The sequence below is a fragment of the Cytobacillus sp. ABV4_503 genome (assembly GCF_056158445.1).
This window is the reverse complement of sequence record NZ_JBSWTH010000001.1, coordinates 3,192,980-3,213,379: the sequence shown is the minus strand read 5'-3', so window position 1 is coordinate 3,213,379 and position 20,400 is coordinate 3,192,980. Positions and strand designations below refer to the sequence as shown.

20 protein-coding genes and 1 riboswitch are annotated in these 20,400 nt (G+C 40.6%); of the genes, 17 read left to right on the top strand and 3 right to left on the bottom strand.

Translation table 11 applies throughout. The annotated features are described in order from the left end of the window. Position 1 precedes the first annotated feature (1 nt). The 6 genes from ACXAD1_RS16055 (at position 2) to ACXAD1_RS16030 (ending at position 5,880) form a co-directional block, all read left to right on the top strand. Complete coding sequence (locus ACXAD1_RS16055) at positions 2 to 907, top strand: ABC transporter ATP-binding protein (protein ID WP_206837821.1); 906 nt, start codon at positions 2 to 4, stop codon at positions 905 to 907. After that, positions 904 to 1,680 (top strand): ABC transporter permease, encoded by a 777-nt coding sequence (locus ACXAD1_RS16050; protein WP_206837818.1) that lies wholly within the window; start codon positions 904 to 906, stop codon positions 1,678 to 1,680. The genes ACXAD1_RS16055 and ACXAD1_RS16050 overlap by 4 nt, the downstream gene beginning before the upstream one ends. Positions 1,681 to 1,774: 94 nt before the next feature. Further along, on the top strand, positions 1,775 to 2,620 hold the full coding sequence (locus tag ACXAD1_RS16045; protein WP_206837814.1) for a patatin-like phospholipase family protein: 846 nt from the start codon (positions 1,775 to 1,777) through the stop codon (positions 2,618 to 2,620). 261 nt (positions 2,621 to 2,881) lie between these two features. Then, a complete protein-coding gene (locus tag ACXAD1_RS16040; RefSeq protein WP_474910584.1) occupies positions 2,882 to 4,222 on the top strand; it encodes a S8 family peptidase in 1,341 nt (446 codons plus the stop codon). 204 nt (positions 4,223 to 4,426) lie between these two features. Then, a complete protein-coding gene (locus ACXAD1_RS16035; RefSeq protein WP_206837808.1) occupies positions 4,427 to 5,215 on the top strand; it encodes a hypothetical protein in 789 nt (262 codons plus the stop codon). A gap of 89 nt (positions 5,216 to 5,304) precedes the next feature. After that, complete coding sequence (locus tag ACXAD1_RS16030; RefSeq protein WP_206837805.1) at positions 5,305 to 5,880, top strand: TlpA disulfide reductase family protein; 576 nt, start codon at positions 5,305 to 5,307, stop codon at positions 5,878 to 5,880. Between the two features lie 20 nt (positions 5,881 to 5,900). On the opposite strand, the gene ACXAD1_RS16025 is transcribed toward ACXAD1_RS16030, so the two are convergent. After that, positions 5,901 to 6,722: an EcsC family protein gene (locus ACXAD1_RS16025; RefSeq protein WP_206837802.1), complete on the bottom strand. Its 822-nt coding sequence runs from the start codon at positions 6,720 to 6,722 to the stop codon at positions 5,901 to 5,903. Positions 6,723 to 6,849: 127 nt separating this feature from the next. Further along, positions 6,850 to 7,092, top strand: a riboswitch (FMN riboswitch). A gap of 143 nt (positions 7,093 to 7,235) precedes the next feature. Between ACXAD1_RS16025 and ribD the strand changes: the two genes are divergently transcribed. The 6 genes from ribD to ACXAD1_RS15995 all read left to right on the top strand — a co-directional run bounded on the left by ribD (position 7,236) and on the right by ACXAD1_RS15995 (position 13,710). Continuing rightward, positions 7,236 to 8,333: a bifunctional diaminohydroxyphosphoribosylaminopyrimidine deaminase/5-amino-6-(5-phosphoribosylamino)uracil reductase RibD gene (gene ribD / locus ACXAD1_RS16020; RefSeq protein ID WP_206837799.1), complete on the top strand. Its 1,098-nt coding sequence runs from the start codon at positions 7,236 to 7,238 to the stop codon at positions 8,331 to 8,333. Then, on the top strand, positions 8,333 to 8,986 hold the full coding sequence (gene ribE / locus ACXAD1_RS16015) for a riboflavin synthase (protein ID WP_206837797.1): 654 nt from the start codon (positions 8,333 to 8,335) through the stop codon (positions 8,984 to 8,986). Before ribD ends, ribE begins: the two co-directional genes overlap by 1 nt. A gap of 25 nt (positions 8,987 to 9,011) precedes the next feature. Then, positions 9,012 to 10,205, top strand: a complete 1,194-nt coding sequence (locus ACXAD1_RS16010; RefSeq protein WP_370222233.1) for a bifunctional 3,4-dihydroxy-2-butanone-4-phosphate synthase/GTP cyclohydrolase II — start codon at positions 9,012 to 9,014, stop codon at positions 10,203 to 10,205. A 14-nt stretch (positions 10,206 to 10,219) separates the two neighbouring features. Beyond that, positions 10,220 to 10,696 carry a 6,7-dimethyl-8-ribityllumazine synthase gene (gene ribH / locus ACXAD1_RS16005; RefSeq protein WP_113885383.1) on the top strand — a complete coding sequence of 159 codons (477 nt, stop codon included), beginning with the start codon at positions 10,220 to 10,222 and terminating at the stop codon, positions 10,694 to 10,696. Between the two features lie 280 nt (positions 10,697 to 10,976). Beyond that, a complete protein-coding gene (locus tag ACXAD1_RS16000) occupies positions 10,977 to 12,275 on the top strand; it encodes an NCS2 family permease (RefSeq protein WP_474910583.1) in 1,299 nt (432 codons plus the stop codon). A gap of 178 nt (positions 12,276 to 12,453) precedes the next feature. Then, positions 12,454 to 13,710: an EAL and HDOD domain-containing protein gene (locus ACXAD1_RS15995; protein ID WP_474910582.1), complete on the top strand. Its 1,257-nt coding sequence runs from the start codon at positions 12,454 to 12,456 to the stop codon at positions 13,708 to 13,710. A gap of 19 nt (positions 13,711 to 13,729) precedes the next feature. Here the strand turns inward: ACXAD1_RS15995 and ACXAD1_RS15990 are convergent, their stop codons facing one another. Continuing rightward, entirely contained in the window at positions 13,730 to 14,008 is a 279-nt protein-coding gene (locus ACXAD1_RS15990; protein ID WP_474910581.1) for a hypothetical protein, read from the bottom strand. A gap of 133 nt (positions 14,009 to 14,141) precedes the next feature. Here ACXAD1_RS15990 and dapF point away from each other — a divergent pair, with 133 nt between their 5' ends. Beyond that, positions 14,142 to 15,125 (top strand): diaminopimelate epimerase, encoded by a 984-nt coding sequence (gene dapF, locus ACXAD1_RS15985; protein ID WP_474910580.1) that lies wholly within the window; start codon positions 14,142 to 14,144, stop codon positions 15,123 to 15,125. A gap of 15 nt (positions 15,126 to 15,140) precedes the next feature. Here the strand turns inward: dapF and ACXAD1_RS15980 are convergent, their stop codons facing one another. Next, the gene (locus ACXAD1_RS15980; RefSeq protein WP_474910579.1) at positions 15,141 to 16,979 is read right to left on the bottom strand and encodes a DNA ligase D; all 1,839 of its coding nucleotides are present in this window, start codon (positions 16,977 to 16,979) and stop codon (positions 15,141 to 15,143) included. Positions 16,980 to 17,125: 146 nt separating this feature from the next. Between ACXAD1_RS15980 and ku the strand changes: the two genes are divergently transcribed. The 4 genes from ku (at position 17,126) to ACXAD1_RS15960 (ending at position 20,392) form a co-directional block, all read left to right on the top strand. Next, positions 17,126 to 17,980: a non-homologous end joining protein Ku gene (gene ku / locus ACXAD1_RS15975; protein WP_474910578.1), complete on the top strand. Its 855-nt coding sequence runs from the start codon at positions 17,126 to 17,128 to the stop codon at positions 17,978 to 17,980. Between the two features lie 143 nt (positions 17,981 to 18,123). Beyond that, on the top strand, positions 18,124 to 18,783 hold the full coding sequence (locus ACXAD1_RS15970) for a phosphatase PAP2 family protein (protein WP_474910577.1): 660 nt from the start codon (positions 18,124 to 18,126) through the stop codon (positions 18,781 to 18,783). 65 nt (positions 18,784 to 18,848) lie between these two features. Continuing rightward, positions 18,849 to 19,394, top strand: coding sequence for a glycerol-3-phosphate responsive antiterminator (locus ACXAD1_RS15965; RefSeq protein WP_211202475.1), 546 nt, complete (start codon positions 18,849 to 18,851; stop codon positions 19,392 to 19,394). Positions 19,395 to 19,567: 173 nt separating this feature from the next. Further along, entirely contained in the window at positions 19,568 to 20,392 is an 825-nt protein-coding gene (locus ACXAD1_RS15960) for an MIP/aquaporin family protein (RefSeq protein WP_474910576.1), read from the top strand. Positions 20,393 to 20,400 lie beyond the last annotated feature (8 nt).

Sequence of the window (20,400 nt, the reverse complement as noted above, 5' to 3'; positions counted from 1 at the left end):
AATGCCAGTTGTAAGCATAATAAACCTAAAAAAGCAATTCCAGGACCAGGAAGTAATAAAAGGTCTGGACTTCCAATTATCTGAAAGAAAATGTATTGCCCTTCTGGGAGCAAACGGGGCAGGAAAAACAACTACATTAAAAATGCTTGCCGGGCTGGTGAAGCCGGATTCCGGTTCGATCGTGTTTGAAGGGGCAGAAAAAGCGGATTTCCGAAGATTAATAGGTTATCTTCCTCAATTTCCCGTTTTTTATGAATGGATGACAGGCATCGAGTTTCTCGAATATGCCGGCCAGCTTGCCGGTCTTCCTAAATCAGAAGCCAAAGACAGAGCAAAAGAGCTTCTTGAACTTACCGGTATAGCTGAAGCTAAGAATCGGCGGATTGGAAAATATTCAGGAGGCATGAAGCAGCGGCTTGGCATTGCGCAGGCTATAATCCATCGTCCGAAGCTCGTCATGCTTGATGAACCGGTTTCTGCTCTCGACCCATTTGGACGCAGAGAAGTGCTGGAGCTGATGGATAAGCTGAAAAAAGAATCAGCTATCCTATTTTCAACTCATATACTAAATGATGCAGAAGAGATTTGTGATGAAATATTATTTCTCCATAATGGTGAACTAGTTGAATCAGGGACGTTGGCAGGCCTGCGAACTAAACATCAGCAGGCAAAGATTGACTTGGCTTTTAAAGAAAATACAGTGCAATATGCAGAAGAATTAGCTCTGCTTCAGCCTGTTTCTTCAATGAAATTGGATGGAGAGTATGCGAGCTTTTTGGTAGAGGATATAGAATATGCCAGAAAACTATTTTTAACTGAGATTATGAAACGGAACTTGCCGCTGGTTAAGTTTGAAATCAGCAGAACGAGGCTGGAGGATGTATTCATGAAAGTGGTGCAAAAATGAACCAATGGATGACTTTATTTAAAAAAGAAATGCTTGAAATGTCCAGAAATTTCAAATGGATATGGGTTCCGCTTACTTTTATTATGATAGCTGTAAAGGAGCCGCTGACATTATATTATATGCCTCAGATTATTGATTCTCTTGGCGGGCTGCCGGAAGGAGCAGTCATCGAGCTTCCAGTTCCATCTGCAGGTGAAGCACTCGCTGCAAGTCTTAGCCAGTTCAATACGTTTGGTGTGCTTATTATTGTATTAATTACAATGGGGACTATTGCTGGGGAAAGGAAAAGCGGTGTGGCGGGGCTTATACTGGTGAAGCCTGTTTCATACGCTCGGTTTGTAACTTCAAAGTGGGCTGGTTCTATGATTCTCATATGGTTCTCTTATTTATTAGGTTACTTCCTCTCCTGGTACTATGTAGGCGTATTGTTTGAATTTATTCCTTTTTCGGATTTTCTCCAATCCTTCTTTGTTTATGGTATTTGGCTTACACTTATTATAACTATAGTCATACTGTTCAATACGTTTATTAAATCGCCTGGTACTATTGGATTTATCAGTATTGGCGTCATAGTCATATTAAGCCTCTTGAGCAGTTCGCTTCCTCATCTGCTGGAGTGGAGTCCGGCCCTTCTATCTGCTTATACGAATGCTTTCATTTTGGGCCGTAATTTCCCGGATGAATTATTGCCGAGTATTATTGTTTCTGTTATAACTATTGTTATTTCCATGCTGGCATCAATTGCTATCTTTAAAAGAAGGGAACTTGCCTGACTTCATGGCATGTTCTTCCCTTTTGGGCAGATTTGTATATGGAAGGTTGATATTTTGGTAGTATAGCTTTAAAAGAGTGAAAGGAAGATGAACGGTGATCAGTGAAGCGGGTCTGGTGCTTGAAGGCGGAGGAATGCGGGGAGTATACACAGCGGGAGTTCTCGAGTATTTTCTTGAACAGGACCTCTGCTTTCCTTATGTAATTGGAGTTTCTGCAGGGGCTTGCAATGCAGCTTCTTACTTGTCCAAGCAAAAGGGCAGGAACAGAATTGTGAATGTGGATTATGTCACAGATCCCCGATATATCTCATGGCGGAATTACTTTAAATCCCGTCAATTATTCGGGATGGATTTTATTTTTGATGAAATACCGAATAAACTTGTCCCATATCACTATGATGAGTTTTATAAAAATGAGTCTGAATTTGTCATTGGAACAACAGATTGCCATACCGGCAAACCGGTGTATTTCAGTAAAAAAGATTATGGCAAAGATATGCTTAAGGTTTTAAAAGCCTCAAGTTCCTTGCCTTTTATTGCCCCGGAGGTGGATTTTAATAGCCGGGTCCTCCTTGATGGCGGAATCAGCGACCCTATACCAATCAAGAAAGCCCAGGAAGATGGATTCAAAAAAAATATAGTGATTTTAACAAGAAACAGGGGATATTCCAAAAAGCCATCTAAATTTACTTTTATGGTCAAAAGGAAATATCCGCATTATACCGGGCTGCAGAAAGCACTGGCGGAACGCTGCCGGACCTATAACGATACCCTCCGCTATGTTGAACAGGAAGAGAAGAATGGGACAGTTCTTGTCATCCAGCCGCAGGAGCCATTAACAGTGGGACGGATGGAGCGGAATCCTCAAAAACTGGAAAAGTTATATCTGCAAGGATATGAGGATGCAAGAACATCCTTTGATAGAATCAATCAATTTTAGCCAAGCCGCATCTAATAAGATGCGGTTTTTTCTTAAGGAAATAGTCTTGTCTTTTCGACAGGGCTGAAGATGAACAAACAAAGTTTTTGATTGGGAATCAAGTAAATAGACCCAGGCAGACTTAAAATGTAAAAAGACAAATGGGTTCTAAGTATTGTTTCCTGAAAAGTGACGAAGAAGTATGTCGAAATACAAAGATTGTCGAGACTTTTATTTAGAATATAATGAAAATTAGAAAATATAAGGGGGTCTCAATAAAAAATGAATATCAAGAAGGGCATCGTAACGGGAACATTAAGTTTGGCATTATGTGCCTCAGCTGTTTTTGCGGGTTCTGTCAGCATTGGACAAGCCCAAACGGCTGAAAAGAGTTATTTAGTTGTTTTCAAAGATGAAGCAAAGCTTCCTGCAGGCTATACAGAATTAGTGAGAAAATCTGGAGGACAAGTAGAGAATAAGCTTGATAAATTAGGAGCTGTTGAGGTTTCATCAGCAAATCCTAATTTTCTTAATGAAATTCGGAAGTCTTCCTTGGTTTTGTCTGCTGGCGCTGAAAATGTAATTTATCCCGAAGCTCCTGCAGTAAATGCAGATCTTCCATTAGATAATGCTGATCTATATCACAGTCTTCAATGGGATATCAAACAAGTAACAAATAATGGTTCGTCATGGAATCTTCCTGGAGGAACTGGAAAGACAGCTGACGGTAAAGATATCGTTGTTGGTGTAATCGACACAGGTATTGACTATAATCATCCAGATTTAAAAGAAAATTACGCATATGGTAAATCCTTTGTTCCGGGCTACCCGGATCCAATGGATGAAAACAGCCATGGAACCCACGTTGCAGGATCAATTGCAGCGAAAGGAAGAACAATGGGTGTAGGACCTGATTTAAAGGTAGCAGCATACCGTGTATTCGGCCCGGAAGGCGGTGCAGCGACTTCCCATATCGCAGAAGCTTTAATAACAGCTGCGGATGACAATGTGGATGTTGTCAACATGTCTCTTGGCGGCTATGACTGGTTCCAGAATCCCGAGTATACAACCAAGGAAACTGTAGCGGACGTGCAGATGTTTAACAGAGCCATTAAATATGCGATTCAAAAAGGTGTTACTGTAGTTGGTTCTGCAGGAAATAACGCTGTTGATTTAAAGAGTCCGGGACAGCTGTCAGGTTCTGATAACGGTGCAACACACAGAAGCCCCAGCAGTCAATTGATGATTCGTGTATCTGCGGGAGGAGCTTTAAAGAATCTTGCTTTCTATTCCAATTACGGTGTCGGCAAAATTGATGTTATGGCACCTGGCGGAGACTTGGGCCCAAACTATGATCCAAATACTGGAGCTGGCAGAGACAATACTTATTTGGCATTAGCAACAATCCCTGGCGGCGGGTATGGGTATAAAGGCGGGACTTCTATGGCCGCTCCGAAAGTTGCTGCACTGGCTGGTGTTATCATTGCAAAACATGGGAAAGACCAAATCTCTCCTGCACAAGTAAAGCAGATCATTCAATCTTCATCAGAGGATATCTTCAAGCCTGGATACGACGAACAATCTGGCCATGGGCTAATTAATGCAGTTAATGCTTTAAAGTAATTCCATCAAAAAAGCTGGCGGAAAGTGTCCGTCAGCTTTTTTATTTGAAGGATAATCAGTGAATAAAGATGTTAAGGAAAAACTCAAACAGACTATCTGCAGATGCATCGTTATGTAAACTTCATAAAATCCTGCCAAAATTCATTTTTATAGAAAGTAATTAATAGACTATAGAGAAATAAATATAGCGGAGGAGACATTCTGATGAATATCCAGCAATATTACCTGAAAACAGCTGACATCTCAATAAATGCAAGCCTTGCCGCACTTGTACCTCCATTTTTCATTCTATTGGTTTTAATAGAAAAATTTCCAAGGACTTATTTAATCCTTTTTCTAATCCCTTTCATCTTATATAGTTTTTTGTGCTATCAAATTCACTTGCTGAATAAGCAAAGGGCGGCCGAGATAGTGGAGAGAAAGTTCAAGAAAAGCAGACAAGCCCGTCTCTCATTGTTAAGCCAGTCAAATTTGATGATCGTTTTTATGCCGGCACCTTCCCTTAGAATGGTGCTTTTTGACCCGGAAGGAAGGCAGGTTGGTGAAATCAGGGATATGAAAATGTGGAAGTTTCGATGGTTCTTGCCTTATTTTTTGGATCGGCTTTTTCCAAGAAGGCTGGGAATCTATGATCATAGCGCAAATCTGGAGGCATCAATCCTAATTGATAGAAAAGGCATAGATATTTCGTCTGCGAAAGATTCCTGCAAAGAAACAATCATTAATAAAAAAGATGGATTCAAACTGGTATATGAGAATGGCTGTGACCGATATTCCATTGCTAAAACCTTTTTCCATACGGATTTTCAAATTCTTGATGAGAAATCAAAAAGAATTGCACGCCTTCGCAAAGGATGGATGCTGCTTGAGTGGGGGGAGCAGTTTAGGGACCCCAATACACCTGTACTTTCTTTTGAAGAGGGTCTGACAGCAAAAGAAAAGCTTAGAATTTATGCCATTTTTGCGACGCTTTTTCTTTACCGCAATCACTAAAACCGTATGCACATTTATAGATTCTATATTCCCCATATAGTATGATAAGTTCAGTTAAAGTATAGGGATATCAGTTTAGAGGTGTTGGAATGAAAAAGTTTCTACTCGCAGCCGCAGTTATTGTCCTTTTGCTGTTTATTGTCGACAAAACCATTCTCAAGGACAAAGGGGTAGTAGAGCAAGCCGGACAAATGCAGAAATACGATAAAATGGAAGATCCTGAAGAATTGCCTGTTGGTCTGGAGAAAGGAAATCTTGCTCCTGAATTTGAACTGACAGATATGGAAGGAAACCCAGTAAAACTCTCCGACTATAGGGGCAAAGCAGTGCTTTTAAATTTCTGGGCAAGCTGGTGTCCTCCTTGCCGTGCGGAAATGCCGCATATGGAGAAGCTGTATAACAAGTATAAAGATGAAAATTTCACTATTCTTGCTGTCAATCTCACAAACACAGAAAAGAATAGCGGTGATGCAGATAAATTCGTAAAAGAGCTGGGGCTGACCTTTACAATTCCTATGGATGTAAAAGGCGAGGCAGGTTCTGACTATAATATAATGGCCTATCCTACAAGCTATTTTATTGATTCAGATGGTGTTATTAGAGAAAAAGTTTTGGGAGCTTTAAATGAAGAGTATATGGAGAAGGAGATCAAAAAGCTTCCATAAATAAAACCGGAGAGCCATTGTTAGCTCTCCGGTTTTATTTCTTTAATCATATTCTGGTGCAGCCGATTAACGATTACTCTTTTTCGATATAGCATAATGCCTGCTTCTGCAATATCATTTACGGCTGAGCGATTAATGAAAGCTCCAAACAGCAGTCCGGCTATCGGGATCATTTGGAAAAGTTTTTTCCAGCCAATTTGGTCCCTGTAAGAAAACACAACTTCTCTCCATCCCTGAAGCTCGGAAACGACTTCCCTTTTTGGTCCTTCTTCTATAGATCCAAACATGGATAGCTGCTGCAGAATGGCTTTTTTTCCTACAATGTCACTGGAAACAAATTGCAGAATTTTTACGATGAACATCCTTTCATTTTTATCAGCTGGATCAAAGCCATAGCAAATCGCGATATCCTGCAGTGTTTTTAGTTGAATGCCAAGGAGAAGCGGGATATCAATGGTCAGGGTGAAAATCCCTCCGACCCCAGTACTCGCACCTTGCAATGCAGCGGTTCTTTTTCGGTTTGAGCTTAGCTTTTCGGCGGCTTCATCCATCTTTGATATGGGCAGGGCCACTACATCCTGCAGTGTATGAATATTTTGTTCGGGATAATAATTCTTTAACGCTGAAGCTGAGCTTAAATATCTTCCTCCTGATTGAATATATGTGCCAAGCTCATCAAGAATCACTCCAACCTTTTTTTGTATGAACTCCGGTGTGAATCTATCAATAAGCTTAAAAGGGAGTCTGCCCAGCTTCTCCCAAAACCATAAATCACCTTGGTCTTTTTCCCATTCTTCACATTTTCTTAATTCATTTATTAAATGTTCTCTTGGTTCAATCATATTTTAAAGTCCTCTCCTTCTTCAATAATTACTATACGGCAGTTTAAAGCAAAAGTTTCAATTCTTTCACAAACAATTCTCTTTGTATATTCCTACTATTCATGGTAAGATTCTTATAATAGAATAGGATTTCCTTCGGGGCAGGGTGAAATTCCCAACCGGCGGTGATGAGGGTACGCCCTCTTAGTCCGTGACCCGGTTTTATAAGTAGAGATGCAAGGTGCATGCGCTTTTCAAAAAGATAAGTTTGCATTAATTCTGAAGCTAGATAAGTGTCTAGCTCCAGGCGCCATCGGCTTTTCTTATGAAAACGGTGGATTTGGTGAAACTCCAAAGCCGACAGTGAAAGTCTGGATGGGAGAAGGAATGATTATAGTGCTGCGTTCAAAAAAAATTTTTTTAAACGCTTATTTCGTCATGTGATTTTGCCCCGTTTCACCTAGCTGGTGTACGGGGTTTTGCCGTTTCATACTTAATTTGGAGAAATAGTAAGGGAAGGAGGATTCAGATAATTTGAACCATCAGGAATATATGAAGTTAGCCATCAGTCTGGCAGCGGCCGCGAAAGGCCAAACCAGCCCTAACCCGCAGGTGGGTGCGGTTGTTGTAAAAAATGGTGAAATTCTGGGGATGGGTGCTCACCTGAAAGCAGGAACTCCCCATGCTGAAGTCCATGCGATTGCTGCAGCTGGCGATAAGGCTAAAGGCGCTGATATTTATGTCACTCTTGAGCCATGCAGCCATTTTGGAAGGACTCCGCCATGCGCAGACTTAATCATTAATTCAGGAATTAATAGGGTTTTTATTGCTTCTGAGGATCCAAATCCTCTTGTTTCCGGCAAAGGAATTGAAAGGATGCAGGATGCCGGGATTGAAGTAGTGACCGGCATATTGAGGGAGGAAGCAGATGCCCTAAATGAACCATTTTTTCATTTTATAAAAACAAAGACACCATATGTAACCATTAAAGCAGCCTCATCGTTTGATGGGAAAACAGCTGCAAAAACCGGTGACAGCAAATGGATTACCTCTCCAGAATCCAGGCAGGATGTACATCGGCTACGGCATGAACATGACGCGATACTTACAGGTATAAATACGATCATTCACGATAATCCTCTTTTAACCGCCAGGCTGCCCCAAGGCGGAAAAAATCCCATTCGAGTTATATTAGATACAAATCTCAGAATTCCGGCTGACGCAAAAGTCATTCGAGATCAGTCTGTAAAGACCATAATCTTTACCGGCAGAGAAATAGATCGGTCAAAGGCAGAAGAGATAAAGAAGTATGGTGCTGAAATTTTTTCTTTTCCTGCTAATGAGGTGCCGATTAAAGAAGTTTTAAAAAATTTAGGTGAAAGAAATATCATGACTTTATTTGTTGAAGGCGGATCAGAGGTTCATGCTTCATTAATAAAAAGCGGTTTCTTTCAGCAGATAATCCTTTATATGGCTCCTAAAATTATTGGAGGCAGCGAGGCGATTCCATTTATTGGCGGAGACGGTGCCGACTATGTAAAAGATGCCCCTGTACTGGAATTCACAGAAATTGAAAGGATTGGCGGCGACCTTAGAATTACCGCAAAACCGCTGAGGGAGGCCAAGGAATAATGTTTACTGGGATTATTGAGGAATTGGGAACAGTAAAAAAAGTAGTTCAGCAAGGCAAGGCCATGAAACTGACGATTCAGGCCTCCAAAGTTTTATCAGATGTTCAACTGGGAGACAGCATTTCTGTAAATGGCGTATGCCTTACGGTTACAGAATATGCGAGAAATGAATTTTCAGCAGATGTCATGCCTGAAACATTTAAAAGCACTTCGCTTTCTGCCATTAAAGAGCGAACAAAAGTCAATCTGGAGAGGGCGATGTCGGCAAATGGCCGATTTGGCGGGCATTTTGTGACAGGGCATGTTGATGGAACAGGTCAAATCATAAAAAAAACAGCGAGTGAAAATGCCATTTATATACAGATATCTGTACCGAGTGCATTAAGCCATTTGCTTATCATGAAAGGATCAATCGCTGTGGATGGGATTTCCCTGACAGTTTTCGGCAATGGAGACAATACCGTTACTGTCTCGATCATTCCGCACACAGCAAGTGAAACGGTACTCGGCTTCAAAGCAGCGGGAGACATCGTTAACCTTGAGTTTGACATGCTTGCCAAATATCTGTATTCCTTCATGAACAGGCAGCAGGAAAGCACATCGCCTAAAGAAGCAATTTCAGAGCGATTCCTTAAGGAGAACGGCTTCTTATAATTAGCAAAAGGAGGGTCAATAAACCATGTTCAGTGAAATAAATGAGGCATTAGAAGATTTAAAAGCAGGAAAAGTCATCATTGTCTGTGATGATGAAGATAGGGAAAATGAAGGGGATTTTCTGGCAATTGCGGAATATGCGAAACCCGACACGATCAACTTTATGGCTAAAGAAGGCAGAGGTCTGATTTGTACACCTATCACTGAGGAGCTGGCTGAAAAGCTGGAACTGAATCCAATGGCAGAAGTAAACACTGACAGTCATGGAACAGCTTTCACAATCAGTATTGACCATGTGAAAACCACTACAGGGATCAGCGCATTTGAGCGTGCATTCACTATTAAAGAAATGCTTGAGGAAGACGCTAAACCTGCAGACTTTTCCCGGCCGGGACATGTTTTTCCGCTGGTGGCCAAAAAAGGAGGAGTCCTAAGGCGTGCAGGCCATACAGAGGCTGCGGTCGATCTGGCACGTCTTGCCGGTGCAGCACCAGCCGGGATTATCTGTGAAATTATGAAAGATGATGGAACAATGGCTCGAGTGGATGACCTGGAAAAAGTGGCTGAAAAGTTTAACTTAAAAATGATTACTATTCAGCAATTGATAGAGTATCGATTGAAGCATGACTCCATTGTAAAAAGGGAAGTGGAGATACAGCTTCCAACAGAATTTGGAGATTTTAGAGCGGTAGGTTATACAAACACAATCGATGGAAAAGACCATGTTGCTCTTGTAAAGGGAGAAATCGATGAACACGAACCCGTATTGCTTCGTGTTCATTCGGAGTGTTTGACCGGGGATGTATTCGGGTCTAACCGCTGTGACTGCGGGCCGCAGCTTGAAGCAGCATTATCGCAGATTGAAGAGGAAGGCCGGGGAATCCTTTTATATATGAGACAGGAAGGGCGCGGCATCGGCCTGATCAATAAATTGAAAGCCTATAAGCTGCAGGAAGAGGGCTACGATACCGTTGAAGCAAATCATAAGCTCGGATTTAAGGACGATCTTCGCGACTATGGGGTAGGTGCACAAATCCTTAGAGATCTCGGGGTAAAAAAAATGCGCCTGCTAACCAATAATCCCCGCAAAATAGCTGGACTGGGAGGCTATGGGCTGGAGGTATCCGAACGGGTTCCTCTTCAAATGCCTGCCAAATCTGAAAATGAGATTTACTTAAAAACAAAGAAAACAAAACTTGGGCATTTATTACAATTTTAAGGGAGCGATTAGAGATGAAAAAGGTAATCGAAGGACATTTAGTAGGAACAGGATTAAAAATGGCAATTGTAGTGTCGCGTTTTAATGAATTCATTACAGGCAAGCTTTTAAGCGGAGCGGAAGATGCACTTAAGCGCCACGGAGTAAGCGAAGAAGATGTGACTGTTGTTTGGGTTCCTGGAGCTTTCGAAATCCCGCTGGCAGCTAAAAAGCTATCCCAATCCGGAAAATATGATGCAGTCATCACCCTTGGCACAGTGATCCGCGGAGCAACACCGCATTTTGATTTTGTGAGCGGCGAAGTGGCTAAAGGGGTCTCAGCGACTGCATTGCAGAGCGGTGTCCCTGTAATCTTCGGTGTTCTTACAACTGACACGATTGAACAGGCAATTGAGCGTGCAGGCACCAAAGCCGGAAACAAAGGATGGGAAGCGGCTGTTGGTGCTATTGAAATGGGCAATCTGTATAGACAATTAAGTGACGGTGAATAAGGTTCCGCATTTTTACAGCGTGAAAAAAATAAGTGTATGCTTACAAGTGCAACAGTCTTGCCCTGTTGCTATATCTATCAAAAATCAGCTGGGAAATATCCGCTGATTTTTTTTAGAAAAATATGAGCAGACGTCTGACCTTTCTATTGGCAGAAAGGTTTTTTTTTGATAAAATACAGCTTGTGGCTCACCCGTACTTTTAACTGATCACTCTTAACTGAGGGATATATACGGGGAGAGCGGGTAGGGAGAGGGCTAATTGAATAGATAGGTAGTATATATGAATAAGTGGTTTAACCAGCTTTTTCAGCTTGATTCAAATGGAACAACTGTAAAAAGGGAGGTTATGGCTGGGGCAATCGGCTTTTTTACGATTGTTTATATTATCGCAGTTAACTCTCTAATTCTCTCTGAAGCAGGAATTCCGCTGGAAGCAGCCATTTTTGCAACCATTATAACATCGGTTGCCGGCTGTTTGATTATGGGGTTTTGGGCAAATGTACCGATTCTCCTTGTGCCTGGAATGGGAATTAACGCTTTATTTTCCTATACAATGGTCCAATCCATGGGCTTATCCTGGCAGGAAGCATTGGCTGTTGTCTTTATATCTGGTCTGATCTTTGTATTCGTGGCTTTTTCGCGATTCGCAAAGACATTGAGCGAATCGATTCCACACTCACTTAAAGAAGCAATAACAGTGGGGCTCGGACTTTTCTTGATGCTGATCGGACTTGAAAAAGGCGGAATCGTTGAAAAAGGGACAAACTCCATTATTGCTATGGGTGAACTTGGAGACCCGCAAGTGCTTGCGACCATCTTAACGTTCTTGCTTGCCATCATTTTATTCATGCGCAATGTGCCTGGCAACTTTTTGATTACAGTTGCAGCAGGAACATTGATAGCATGGGCTTTTGGTCCGATTAATGTGCAAAATACCGATGAAAAGCCGTTCGCTCTTTCCGATTATATGGAAGTTTTTGGAGCGATGTCATTTGATAACTTGCTTTCCGTCACTTTTTGGATTGCCATTTTTTCATTAACAATGGTTCTTGTCTTTGAAAATATCGGATTAGTTCACGGTCATGTTGGATTTATAAATAGGCCGGAACAGTTTAAGCGTGCTTTTCAGGCAACTTCAGTTTCTGCATTATTGTCAGGTATTTTTGGGACAAGCCCGACTGTAGCAACGGTTGAAAGTGCAGCGAGTATGGCTGCCGGCGGACGTACAGGATTGACAGCAGTTACAACTGGATTGCTGTTTATGCTATCAGCATTCTTTATTCCTGTTATTAAAGTGATTCCCAACAGTGCAATTGCACCTATTCTTATCATTATTGGCGGACTGATGCTTCAAAACATCCGCAACCTTGACTTAAAGGATATGAGCGAAAGCTTTCCAGCTATCTTTATCATTGCCATGATCCCGTTCACGTATAGTATTGCGGACGGCATTGCCATTGGATTTATTCTTTATCCAATCTTAAAGATCTCGATTGGCAAAGCAAGGGAAGTTTCATTTGCATTGTATGTCATAGCTGCTTTATTTTTATTCAACTTTGTTTTTCATGTCATTAGTTAATATAGATAGTAGGATGCCTATTGGGGCATCCTTTTTCATTTTTAATGAACAAAGGAAAATGGGGAATTTTGTATAAAAATATAAAAATTTCTATTTATTCAACAAGTTTCGACATACTCAATAAATGAATTGAGCTACTATAGGTCTATAGTAATATGGCGTTTTCGGAGGTGTGTCAATGGAAGTGTTTGTAGCAAGGCAGCCGATTTTCAATTCTAAAGAAGAAGTGTTTGCTTATGAGCTTCTGTATAGGAATAATCAGGTGAATGCCTTCCCAGAAATAGATGAAGATCAGGCCACGGCTGAGGTTATTATTAATAGTTTTTTAAATATAGGGATTGACCGTCTTTCTGAAGGAAAGCCATGTTTTATTAATTTTACGGAAAAATTGCTGAAGCTCAAGCTCCCTGCATATTTTAGGCCTCGGGAAATCGTTGTCGAAATCCTTGAAACTGTTGAGCCTAGTGCGGAACTGGTCAATATTTGCAAAGATTTGAAGGAACTAGGTTATCAGATAGCACTTGATGATTATGTATTCAATGAAACCAATCCGTTTGCAAGACAATTGCTGAAATACGCTGATATCATAAAGGTGGACTTTCTTAATACACCAAAAGATATGCGGGAAAGAATTGAAGTGCTTGTTAATCAGCTCAAAATTAAAACAGTTGCTGAAAAGGTTGAGACAAGAGAGTGCTACGAAGAAGCGAAAAGCAGGGGTTACGATTATTTTCAGGGTTATTTTTTTGCGAAGCCTGTCATTATGTCTACACATGATGTCCCGTCCTATTTTCAATCCTATTATGAGATGATTCAAAACCTGTCAAATGAGGAGCCAAGTCTTCACCGCATAACTGAATTAATCGAACGTGACATATCACTGTCGTATAAATTGCTGAAACTAATAAACTCCCCGGCTTACCGTCCAAAGCAAAAGATAAATTCAATCCGCCATGCCATAGTTCTGCTGGGATTGATAGAACTTGAAAAGTGGATCTATGTATTGGCGGTGAGGGAAAATATTATTCAAAACTCCCAATTGGCTGAAGAGACAATCAGATTGTCAATGACTCGTGCCAAAATGTGCGAGGAAATTGGGAGGCTCAGGACCGGAAAAGGTGTTTCGGCCAGTTATTTTATGACAGGGATGTTTTCATTAATGGATTCATTGCTGAATATACCGATGAGTCAAATTCTCGATGAACTTCCTTTGCAGGATGATATTTGTGAAGCCCTCCGAGGGAAAAATAATAAGCTGAAAGAGATACTCGATCTTGCTTTTGCAGTAGAGAAAGCACAATGGAGCAGGATCGGCGAAATGTGTGAGAAACTGAATGTTGATGAAAAAACCATTTTTAAGATCTATTCAGAATCGTTAGCCTGGTCCAGCCAGCTTATGTATCCTGAAAAACATACCAGCAAACAGCCGAGCTAATATGTTAGCCGCGGTGCTATTACAGATATCTTTTCTTCGGTTTAATATATCTTTTCAATTCTGCGGCCATCATCCTTTTAACAGACAACGGAATGTCTGCCTGGGAAAGGTCCTCGGGGAAGGGGTAAACTCCATAGCCATTAAAACGCACCCGGATAATGCCTTCATATACAATTGTTTTATTAAAAAATGCCGTTGTTTCTACAAAGGCGTTTTTTTCATTAATAACGCTTCCAAACTCTTCGATCCGCTGAATGAAAAATTTAAATGTATAAAGATCAGTATTAATATCGTTCACTTCCCTAAATGACGGAACTTATCAGTTTTCTAATAAGTTAATAATATAATAAAGAAAACAATTATTGAATAATAAATACTTTTATGGCACTCTTATTTATAAGTTGAGCTACAAATGGTTTGGAGGTATTACTATGAACATTGAACTGCTGAAATGTCATGGATCAGGAAATGATTTCTTTATAATAGACGAAATTTCCCGTACGTATAATTTTACAGAAGAGAATCGTGCTGAGCTTGCCAAAGCAATATGTGACCGCAGCACTGAACTTGGAGCAGATGGAATTCTTTTCGTGTTAAAAAGCGAAAAAGCAGATGCCAGGATGCGTGTTTTTAATCCGGATGGATCAGAAGCCTCAATGTGCGGAAATGGATTAAGATGCGTTGCCCGTTATGTATGTGAACTTCTTGGTCTAAAAGAAGCCATCATTGAAACCATGAAAGCGGATTTGCAGGTGAAAAAGCAAGAGGACATCTTTGAGGATATTCCAACTTATCTTGTTGAAATATCACCTGTTTCATTCGATTTGAAGGATCTTCCTTTGGTTCTCGATAAAGATACTTTAATTAATGAAAAAGTCAGCGGGATTTCAGAGGAATTAGCTTTTACGGCCTTAGCAGTCCCTAATCCCCATTTTGTTTCCATTGTGGAGAAAGAGCAGATTACATCTGACCTGCAAAAAAAGATCAGCGAATATTTGAACGGGCCGAATGATTTCTTTCCTGATGGAGTAAATGTCAGCTTTGTAAAGCCACTAAAAAAAGGGCATATTTATGTAAGGACATTTGAGCGGGGAGTAGGATTTACCAATGCCTGCGGTACTGCCATGTCCGCTTCAACACTTGTCACTTGCATGAATGGGCTTAATAATATCGAAGAGCCTGTTGAGGTATACAATAATGGCGGAAAAGTTCGCTGTGTAGTTCATGAGAAGAATGGCAGACAGTCCATTGATTTAATTGGGAATGCCAGCTATGTTTACCGCTGTGAAGCGGAAATCAATTTGGAAAAACCAGCGGAGTTCACCCTGTCCCAGAAAGAGGAATATACTGAAGAAATTAAGCAGTATGCCAAACTTCAGGAATATGCCCAAGCAATACTTAAAGAATGGATGTAGGATAAGGCACTGGCCTTATCCTTTTTTGTTTTGCTGTTTTAAAAAATCGAGCACCGGAGAAAAGGGCTGAATTTCCTTTGTCTGAAAATAAGAACTGAATGGATCTCCATCGCTGTTTACCCTTTTTATAAGGTTGGTTATCTGAAACCGCTCCATTGTTAATTTCTCATTGACTTCATCCCAAAACAGAGGAGAAGCAACAGTCGCTGCCTTATTTCCTCTTGCTGAATAAGGAGCGATGATTGTCTTGCCTTCTGCATGCTGGATATAATCCACATAAAGCCTGCCTCCCCGATTCTTCTTTAATCTTTCTGTTGTAAAAGAATCGGGGTCTTTGGAAATTAGATACTGGGCAATAAATTCGGTGAACAGCCGGGTATCATCAAAACTATACGTATTTTCCTGCAGCGGGATATAGATTTGCAGACCCTTATTGCCGGATGTTTTAACAAAGCTGATTAACTTCAGCTGATCAAGCACCTCTTTAATCAATAGAGCAGCTTTAATGGCAAGATGAAAAGCGTCCCTCGAAGGAGGATCTAAATCAAACACTATTTCGCTTGGTCCCTTGCTGTAAATAGTCTTAAATGGGATATGATATTCAAATGCAAGCTGGTTGCCAAGCCAGAGCAGCGTTTGAAGATTATTGCAGACAATATAGTTAATGCCTTCTGACATTTCGGTTTCCACAAAATCCGGTGCGTAATCCGGACAATTTTTCTGATAGAATGGTTCAGCAAAGATCCCATGCGGATAGCGGATTACAGTTAAAAGCCTGTTTTTTAAAAATGGCAGCATATATGGAGCAATCTCTCTTAAAAAGTGAATATAATCAACCTTTTGAATAGCTGGTGTTTCCCATAATGGCTTATCTGGATGGGTGATTTCTATTTCGGGAGGCAGGTTTTTCTGCTGTTGTATAAATTTATCATAAGTGCAGGCATCAGGCTTCAAATCGAAGCGAAACTGGTGAAAGTGCGGTTCGCGCATTTGATCCTCATAAATCTCCAGATACTTAACTTCCACACATATGGCTGGTTCTACATAAATAAATTGGCTGTTTTCATCTGTTTTATTATCTTTGATTATTTGGAACAAGGCTTGTTTTTCATCGGGCTTCACCCCAAAAAGAAACTGTCCGATTGCAATGACAGCATCCCCCTGGTACACACCAGCATAAAAGTAGCCATTTGATTTTTCATATGCAGTGATAAAGCAGGAAACGTATTTCCAATTCTTGAATTTTAGCCATAAAGATGATCTCTTTCCTTCTTCCCATTTATTCTTCAGTTGCTTTGCCACGATTCCTTCTCCATCATGCAGGACAATTTTTTCCCAAAGTTCATTAAAGCTGCGGTATGGAGGGATTAATTGTATCAGCCTCGGATCCTTCTCATCAGGTTTTAAAGGCATATTACAATCTTTAAACAATGCTTCCAATTCCGCTTTTCTTGAAGCGTATATATTATCAGTCATTTTTTTACCTTTTACCATCAAAATGTCAAAAATGAGAAGACGGCATGGGGCAGTTTTTGCTTTCTCTTGAATTTTCTTTTCAGACCTCATTCTGCCCCTCACCTGGATGGACCCAAAATGAGCTTTATAGGCATTCTCCAGAAAGACTAATTCTCCATCTAATGTTAGTGGAAGGTATGGTTCGAATTTATCTTTGTTTTGCTCCAAATATGCCTTAATTTCCGGGAAAAGATGTAATAAGGGCTTATCGTTTCTGCTTGTCAGTCTGGGTTCTTTGTCCAGGTGCAGGATTGCTCTAAAACCATCATACTTTGCTTCAAAGAGCCACTCCTTCTCTTCCGGAACATCGAAAGTTAGTGTAGGCAGCATAGGTCTCATTCAATTTGGCCTCCTTTCTGCAATCGTCATATTAGTTTTGGCCATTGCCGCTAAAACTACTCAGTTTCCAAATGTTTTAGCGTATCTCCGATTTAGTTAATACACAAATTATGATTACTACATCTAATAGGAATGGGAGTTTGACTATGCATACAATGTGGAAAGGGAGCATCAGTTTTGGGCTGGTGAATATTCCAATTAAGCTGCACTCGGCTACAGAAGATAAGGATATAAAACTGCGGAACCTTCATAAAGAATGTCATTCGCCAATTAAATATGAGAAGACATGTCCTGTTTGTGAAGTAGAAATTAAAAATGAGGATATTGTAAAAGCTTATGAATACACAAAAGGAAAGTTTGTGGTTTTAGAGGATGAGGATTTAGAAAAGCTTAAACAGGAAAATGAGGATAAAGCTGTCGAGATTATGGACTTTGTAAAAATACAGGAGATTGATCCGATTTATTATAACCGTACGTATTATATGTCTCCAGGGGACGGAGGAGGGAAAGCCTATTCCCTTTTAAGAAAAGCTCTGGAGACGTCAGAAAAGGTAGGTTTGGCCAAAATCATTATTCGATCCAAAGAACAGCTGGCTGTGGTCCGGGTATTTGAAAACACTCTTGTGATGGAGACGATTCATTACCCCGATGAAGTACGAAAGGCTGCGGATGTGCCAAATGTACCTGCAGATGACAAAGTGACTGATAAGGAAATCGATACTGCCATCATGCTGATTGATCAATTAACCACTGAATTTAAGCCCGAGAAATATAATGATGACTACCGGACAGCTCTTTTGGAGCTAATCGAAGCAAAACGTACTGGCAAAGATATAGTCACACCTGTTGAAAAAGAACCTGCAGCCAATGTAACCGACCTTATGGCTGCCCTGCAGGCATCCATTGATAAAACTAAGCCTGCTGAAACAGAAACAAAGAAAAAACCGGCAGCTAAAAAGAAACGTGCTCCTGCAAAAACAAAAGCAAAAAAGCAGGCTTAATAGAAAAAACCGAATTTGCTGGTGCAAACTCGGTTTTTTACTGATAAACTATTCATTTTTAAAGAAAAGCTGAAGAAAATCTCAAAAAATGTTCCGTTTACCAAAGTTAGTGGTAATCCTATAAATAAAAAGGATTTGGATAAATGAACAGGAAGAATATAACATTTAAAAATATCATCTACTTAGCGTTGGCAGCTGCGATTTTTGGGGGGTTTTTGCTGCTTTTTATTGAAATAGTGGACGAATTGAAGGAAAATGAGCTAATTCGATTTGATGATGCTGTCATTCAGTATGTACAGGCATTTATTTCTCCCCGGCTTACAGAGTATATGAGTGTGATTACTTTTTTAGGGTCGGTAAAATGGCTGGCTTTTTCTGTACTTTTGGCAGCTGTACTTTTGTTTTTGTTTAAAAAGACTTCACTTGCATGGTTCATGGTTCTTTCATCTGGTCTTGGAGCACTTTTTAACCTGCTGCTGAAATGGATTTTCAAAAGAGAACGACCGGATATCAGACCTCTGATCGAGGAGCAGGGGTTCAGTTTTCCGAGCGGACATTCAATGGGGTCTTTTATTTTTTATGGCTCGCTGGCCTATATGATCATTCATTTGGCAAAAAGAAAACGATGGAAGACTGCATGGACACTGATGCTTGGCTGCTTTATCATCATGATTGGATTAAGCCGCATCTATTTAGGCGTACACTTTCCTAGTGATGTTATTGCCGGTTTTGCAGCCGGAGGTGCCTGGCTGACAATAATGATAATTGGATTCCGCTATTATGAGTACCGCAAAAATGTATAATGGGTATTGAGAAATGCTCACATTCTTTATAACATAGGGAAATAACAGAAACAGGAGTGGAAAGAATGAATCAAAAAATTTTGCCGGCATCTTCTAACATGAAAGAATTTGAAAAGTTCCTGGAAAGTCCCTATGAAATTGGTGTATTTCTCGATATGCACATTTCGCAGCTGAAGAATGTTTCGCAGATGGCAAAAGCACATAGCAAAAAAATGATTTATCATGTTGATCTGATTCATGGCTTGAAAAGCGATGACTATGCCGCAGAATATATTTGCCAGGAATTTAAGCCTTACGGGCTAATTTCTACGAAATCCAGCGTCATCCTGAAAGCAAAGCAAAAAGGAGTGATCGCAGTCCAGAGGATTTTCCTCATCGATTCGCACGCACTTGAAAAAAGTTATAAATTAATCGAGAAAACCAGGCCGGACTACATAGAAGTGTTGCCGGGTGCCATGCCATGGATGATAAAAGAAGTGAATGAACGTTTGAATACCCCCATATTTGCTGGAGGACTCATCCGCTCAGAAGAAGAAGTGAAGAATGCGCTTGATGCAGGAGCAGCTGCCATTACAACATCAAAAATAGAAATATGGGAAAGGTTTTCATAAAAATGTTCAAGAAACGTTTGACAACGTTTTCATAGACTTGTATACTCGGTTTAACAAGTTAATTTATGTGTCGGAGATTAGGAGATTCACACAGTTTTGCCTTTGAAGGCTTAATCTGTCGTGAATCTCCTTTTTTGTTTCCGAACATCCAAATGGGAAAGGGGATTTTTCAGATGTCTGCTTATATGGGAGAAATAATTGGAACCATGATCTTGATTATTTTTGGAGGAGGCGTTGTTGCAGGGGCGAATTTAAAAAAGACCTTCTCTTTTAATGGAGGATGGATTGTTATCACAATTGCCTGGGGACTTGCTGTAACGATGGGGGTTTTTGCTGTAGGATCGATTAGCGGGGCACACTTGAATCCTGCTGTAACGATCGGATTTGCGCTTAGCGGGGATTTCCCTTGGGCAGACGTGCCTGGCTATATTCTGGCTCAAGTCCTGGGAGGTTTTTTGGGAGGGGTTATTGTATTCCTTCACTATCTGCCTCACTGGAAAGAAACAGAAGACCAGGGTGCAAAGCTTGCTGTTTTCTCAACAAGTCCTGCAATTTCCCATACATTTTCAAATTTATTGAGTGAAATAATTGGGACGTTTATTCTTGTACTGGGATTGATGTTTATTGGAGCAAATCAATTTACAGAAGGCTTAAATCCGATTGCTGTAGGCCTTCTGATTGTTGTAATCGGAATGTCGCTCGGAGGGACAACTGGCTATGCGATTAATCCGGCTCGAGACCTGGGACCGCGCATTGCTCATTTTCTTCTTCCCATTGCAGGAAAAGGGAAATCGAACTGGGGGTATGCATGGATACCGGTAGCGGGTCCAATCCTAGGGGGATTAATGGGCTCAAGCTTCTACCAAGTGATGTTCGATGGCAAAGCTTCAGGTATGTTATGGGCAGTGCTGGGTGTTAATATAATAGTATTAATTCTTTCATATATTTTTGGCAAAAAACAGCCAGGAGAAGTTGATTCTTCTAAAGTGGCTGCATAAATAAGAAT

Bases quoted from the DNA above. Each gene is read 5' to 3' on its own strand.
- ACXAD1_RS15960 (WP_474910576.1), top strand. From the start codon at position 19,568: ATGTCTGCTTATATGGGAGAAATAATTGGAACCATGATCTTGATTATT.
- ACXAD1_RS15980 (WP_474910579.1), bottom strand. From the start codon at position 16,979: ATGAGACCTATGCTGCCTACACTAACTTTCGATGTTCCGGAAGAGAAG.
- ACXAD1_RS16000 (WP_474910583.1), top strand. From the start codon at position 10,977: ATGAATAAGTGGTTTAACCAGCTTTTTCAGCTTGATTCAAATGGAACA.
- ribH (WP_113885383.1), top strand. From the start codon at position 10,220: ATGAAAAAGGTAATCGAAGGACATTTAGTAGGAACAGGATTAAAAATG.
- ACXAD1_RS15970 (WP_474910577.1), top strand. From the start codon at position 18,124: ATGAACAGGAAGAATATAACATTTAAAAATATCATCTACTTAGCGTTG.
- ACXAD1_RS15965 (WP_211202475.1), top strand. From the start codon at position 18,849: ATGAATCAAAAAATTTTGCCGGCATCTTCTAACATGAAAGAATTTGAA.
- ku (WP_474910578.1), top strand. From the start codon at position 17,126: ATGCATACAATGTGGAAAGGGAGCATCAGTTTTGGGCTGGTGAATATT.
- ACXAD1_RS16010 (WP_370222233.1), top strand. From the start codon at position 9,012: ATGTTCAGTGAAATAAATGAGGCATTAGAAGATTTAAAAGCAGGAAAA.
- ACXAD1_RS16055 (WP_206837821.1), top strand. From the start codon at position 2: ATGCCAGTTGTAAGCATAATAAACCTAAAAAAGCAATTCCAGGACCAG.
- ACXAD1_RS16025 (WP_206837802.1), bottom strand. From the start codon at position 6,722: ATGATTGAACCAAGAGAACATTTAATAAATGAATTAAGAAAATGTGAA.
- ribE (WP_206837797.1), top strand. From the start codon at position 8,333: ATGTTTACTGGGATTATTGAGGAATTGGGAACAGTAAAAAAAGTAGTT.
- ACXAD1_RS16040 (WP_474910584.1), top strand. From the start codon at position 2,882: ATGAATATCAAGAAGGGCATCGTAACGGGAACATTAAGTTTGGCATTA.
- dapF (WP_474910580.1), top strand. From the start codon at position 14,142: ATGAACATTGAACTGCTGAAATGTCATGGATCAGGAAATGATTTCTTT.
- ACXAD1_RS16030 (WP_206837805.1), top strand. From the start codon at position 5,305: ATGAAAAAGTTTCTACTCGCAGCCGCAGTTATTGTCCTTTTGCTGTTT.
- ACXAD1_RS15995 (WP_474910582.1), top strand. From the start codon at position 12,454: ATGGAAGTGTTTGTAGCAAGGCAGCCGATTTTCAATTCTAAAGAAGAA.
- ACXAD1_RS16050 (WP_206837818.1), top strand. From the start codon at position 904: ATGAACCAATGGATGACTTTATTTAAAAAAGAAATGCTTGAAATGTCC.
- ACXAD1_RS16035 (WP_206837808.1), top strand. From the start codon at position 4,427: ATGAATATCCAGCAATATTACCTGAAAACAGCTGACATCTCAATAAAT.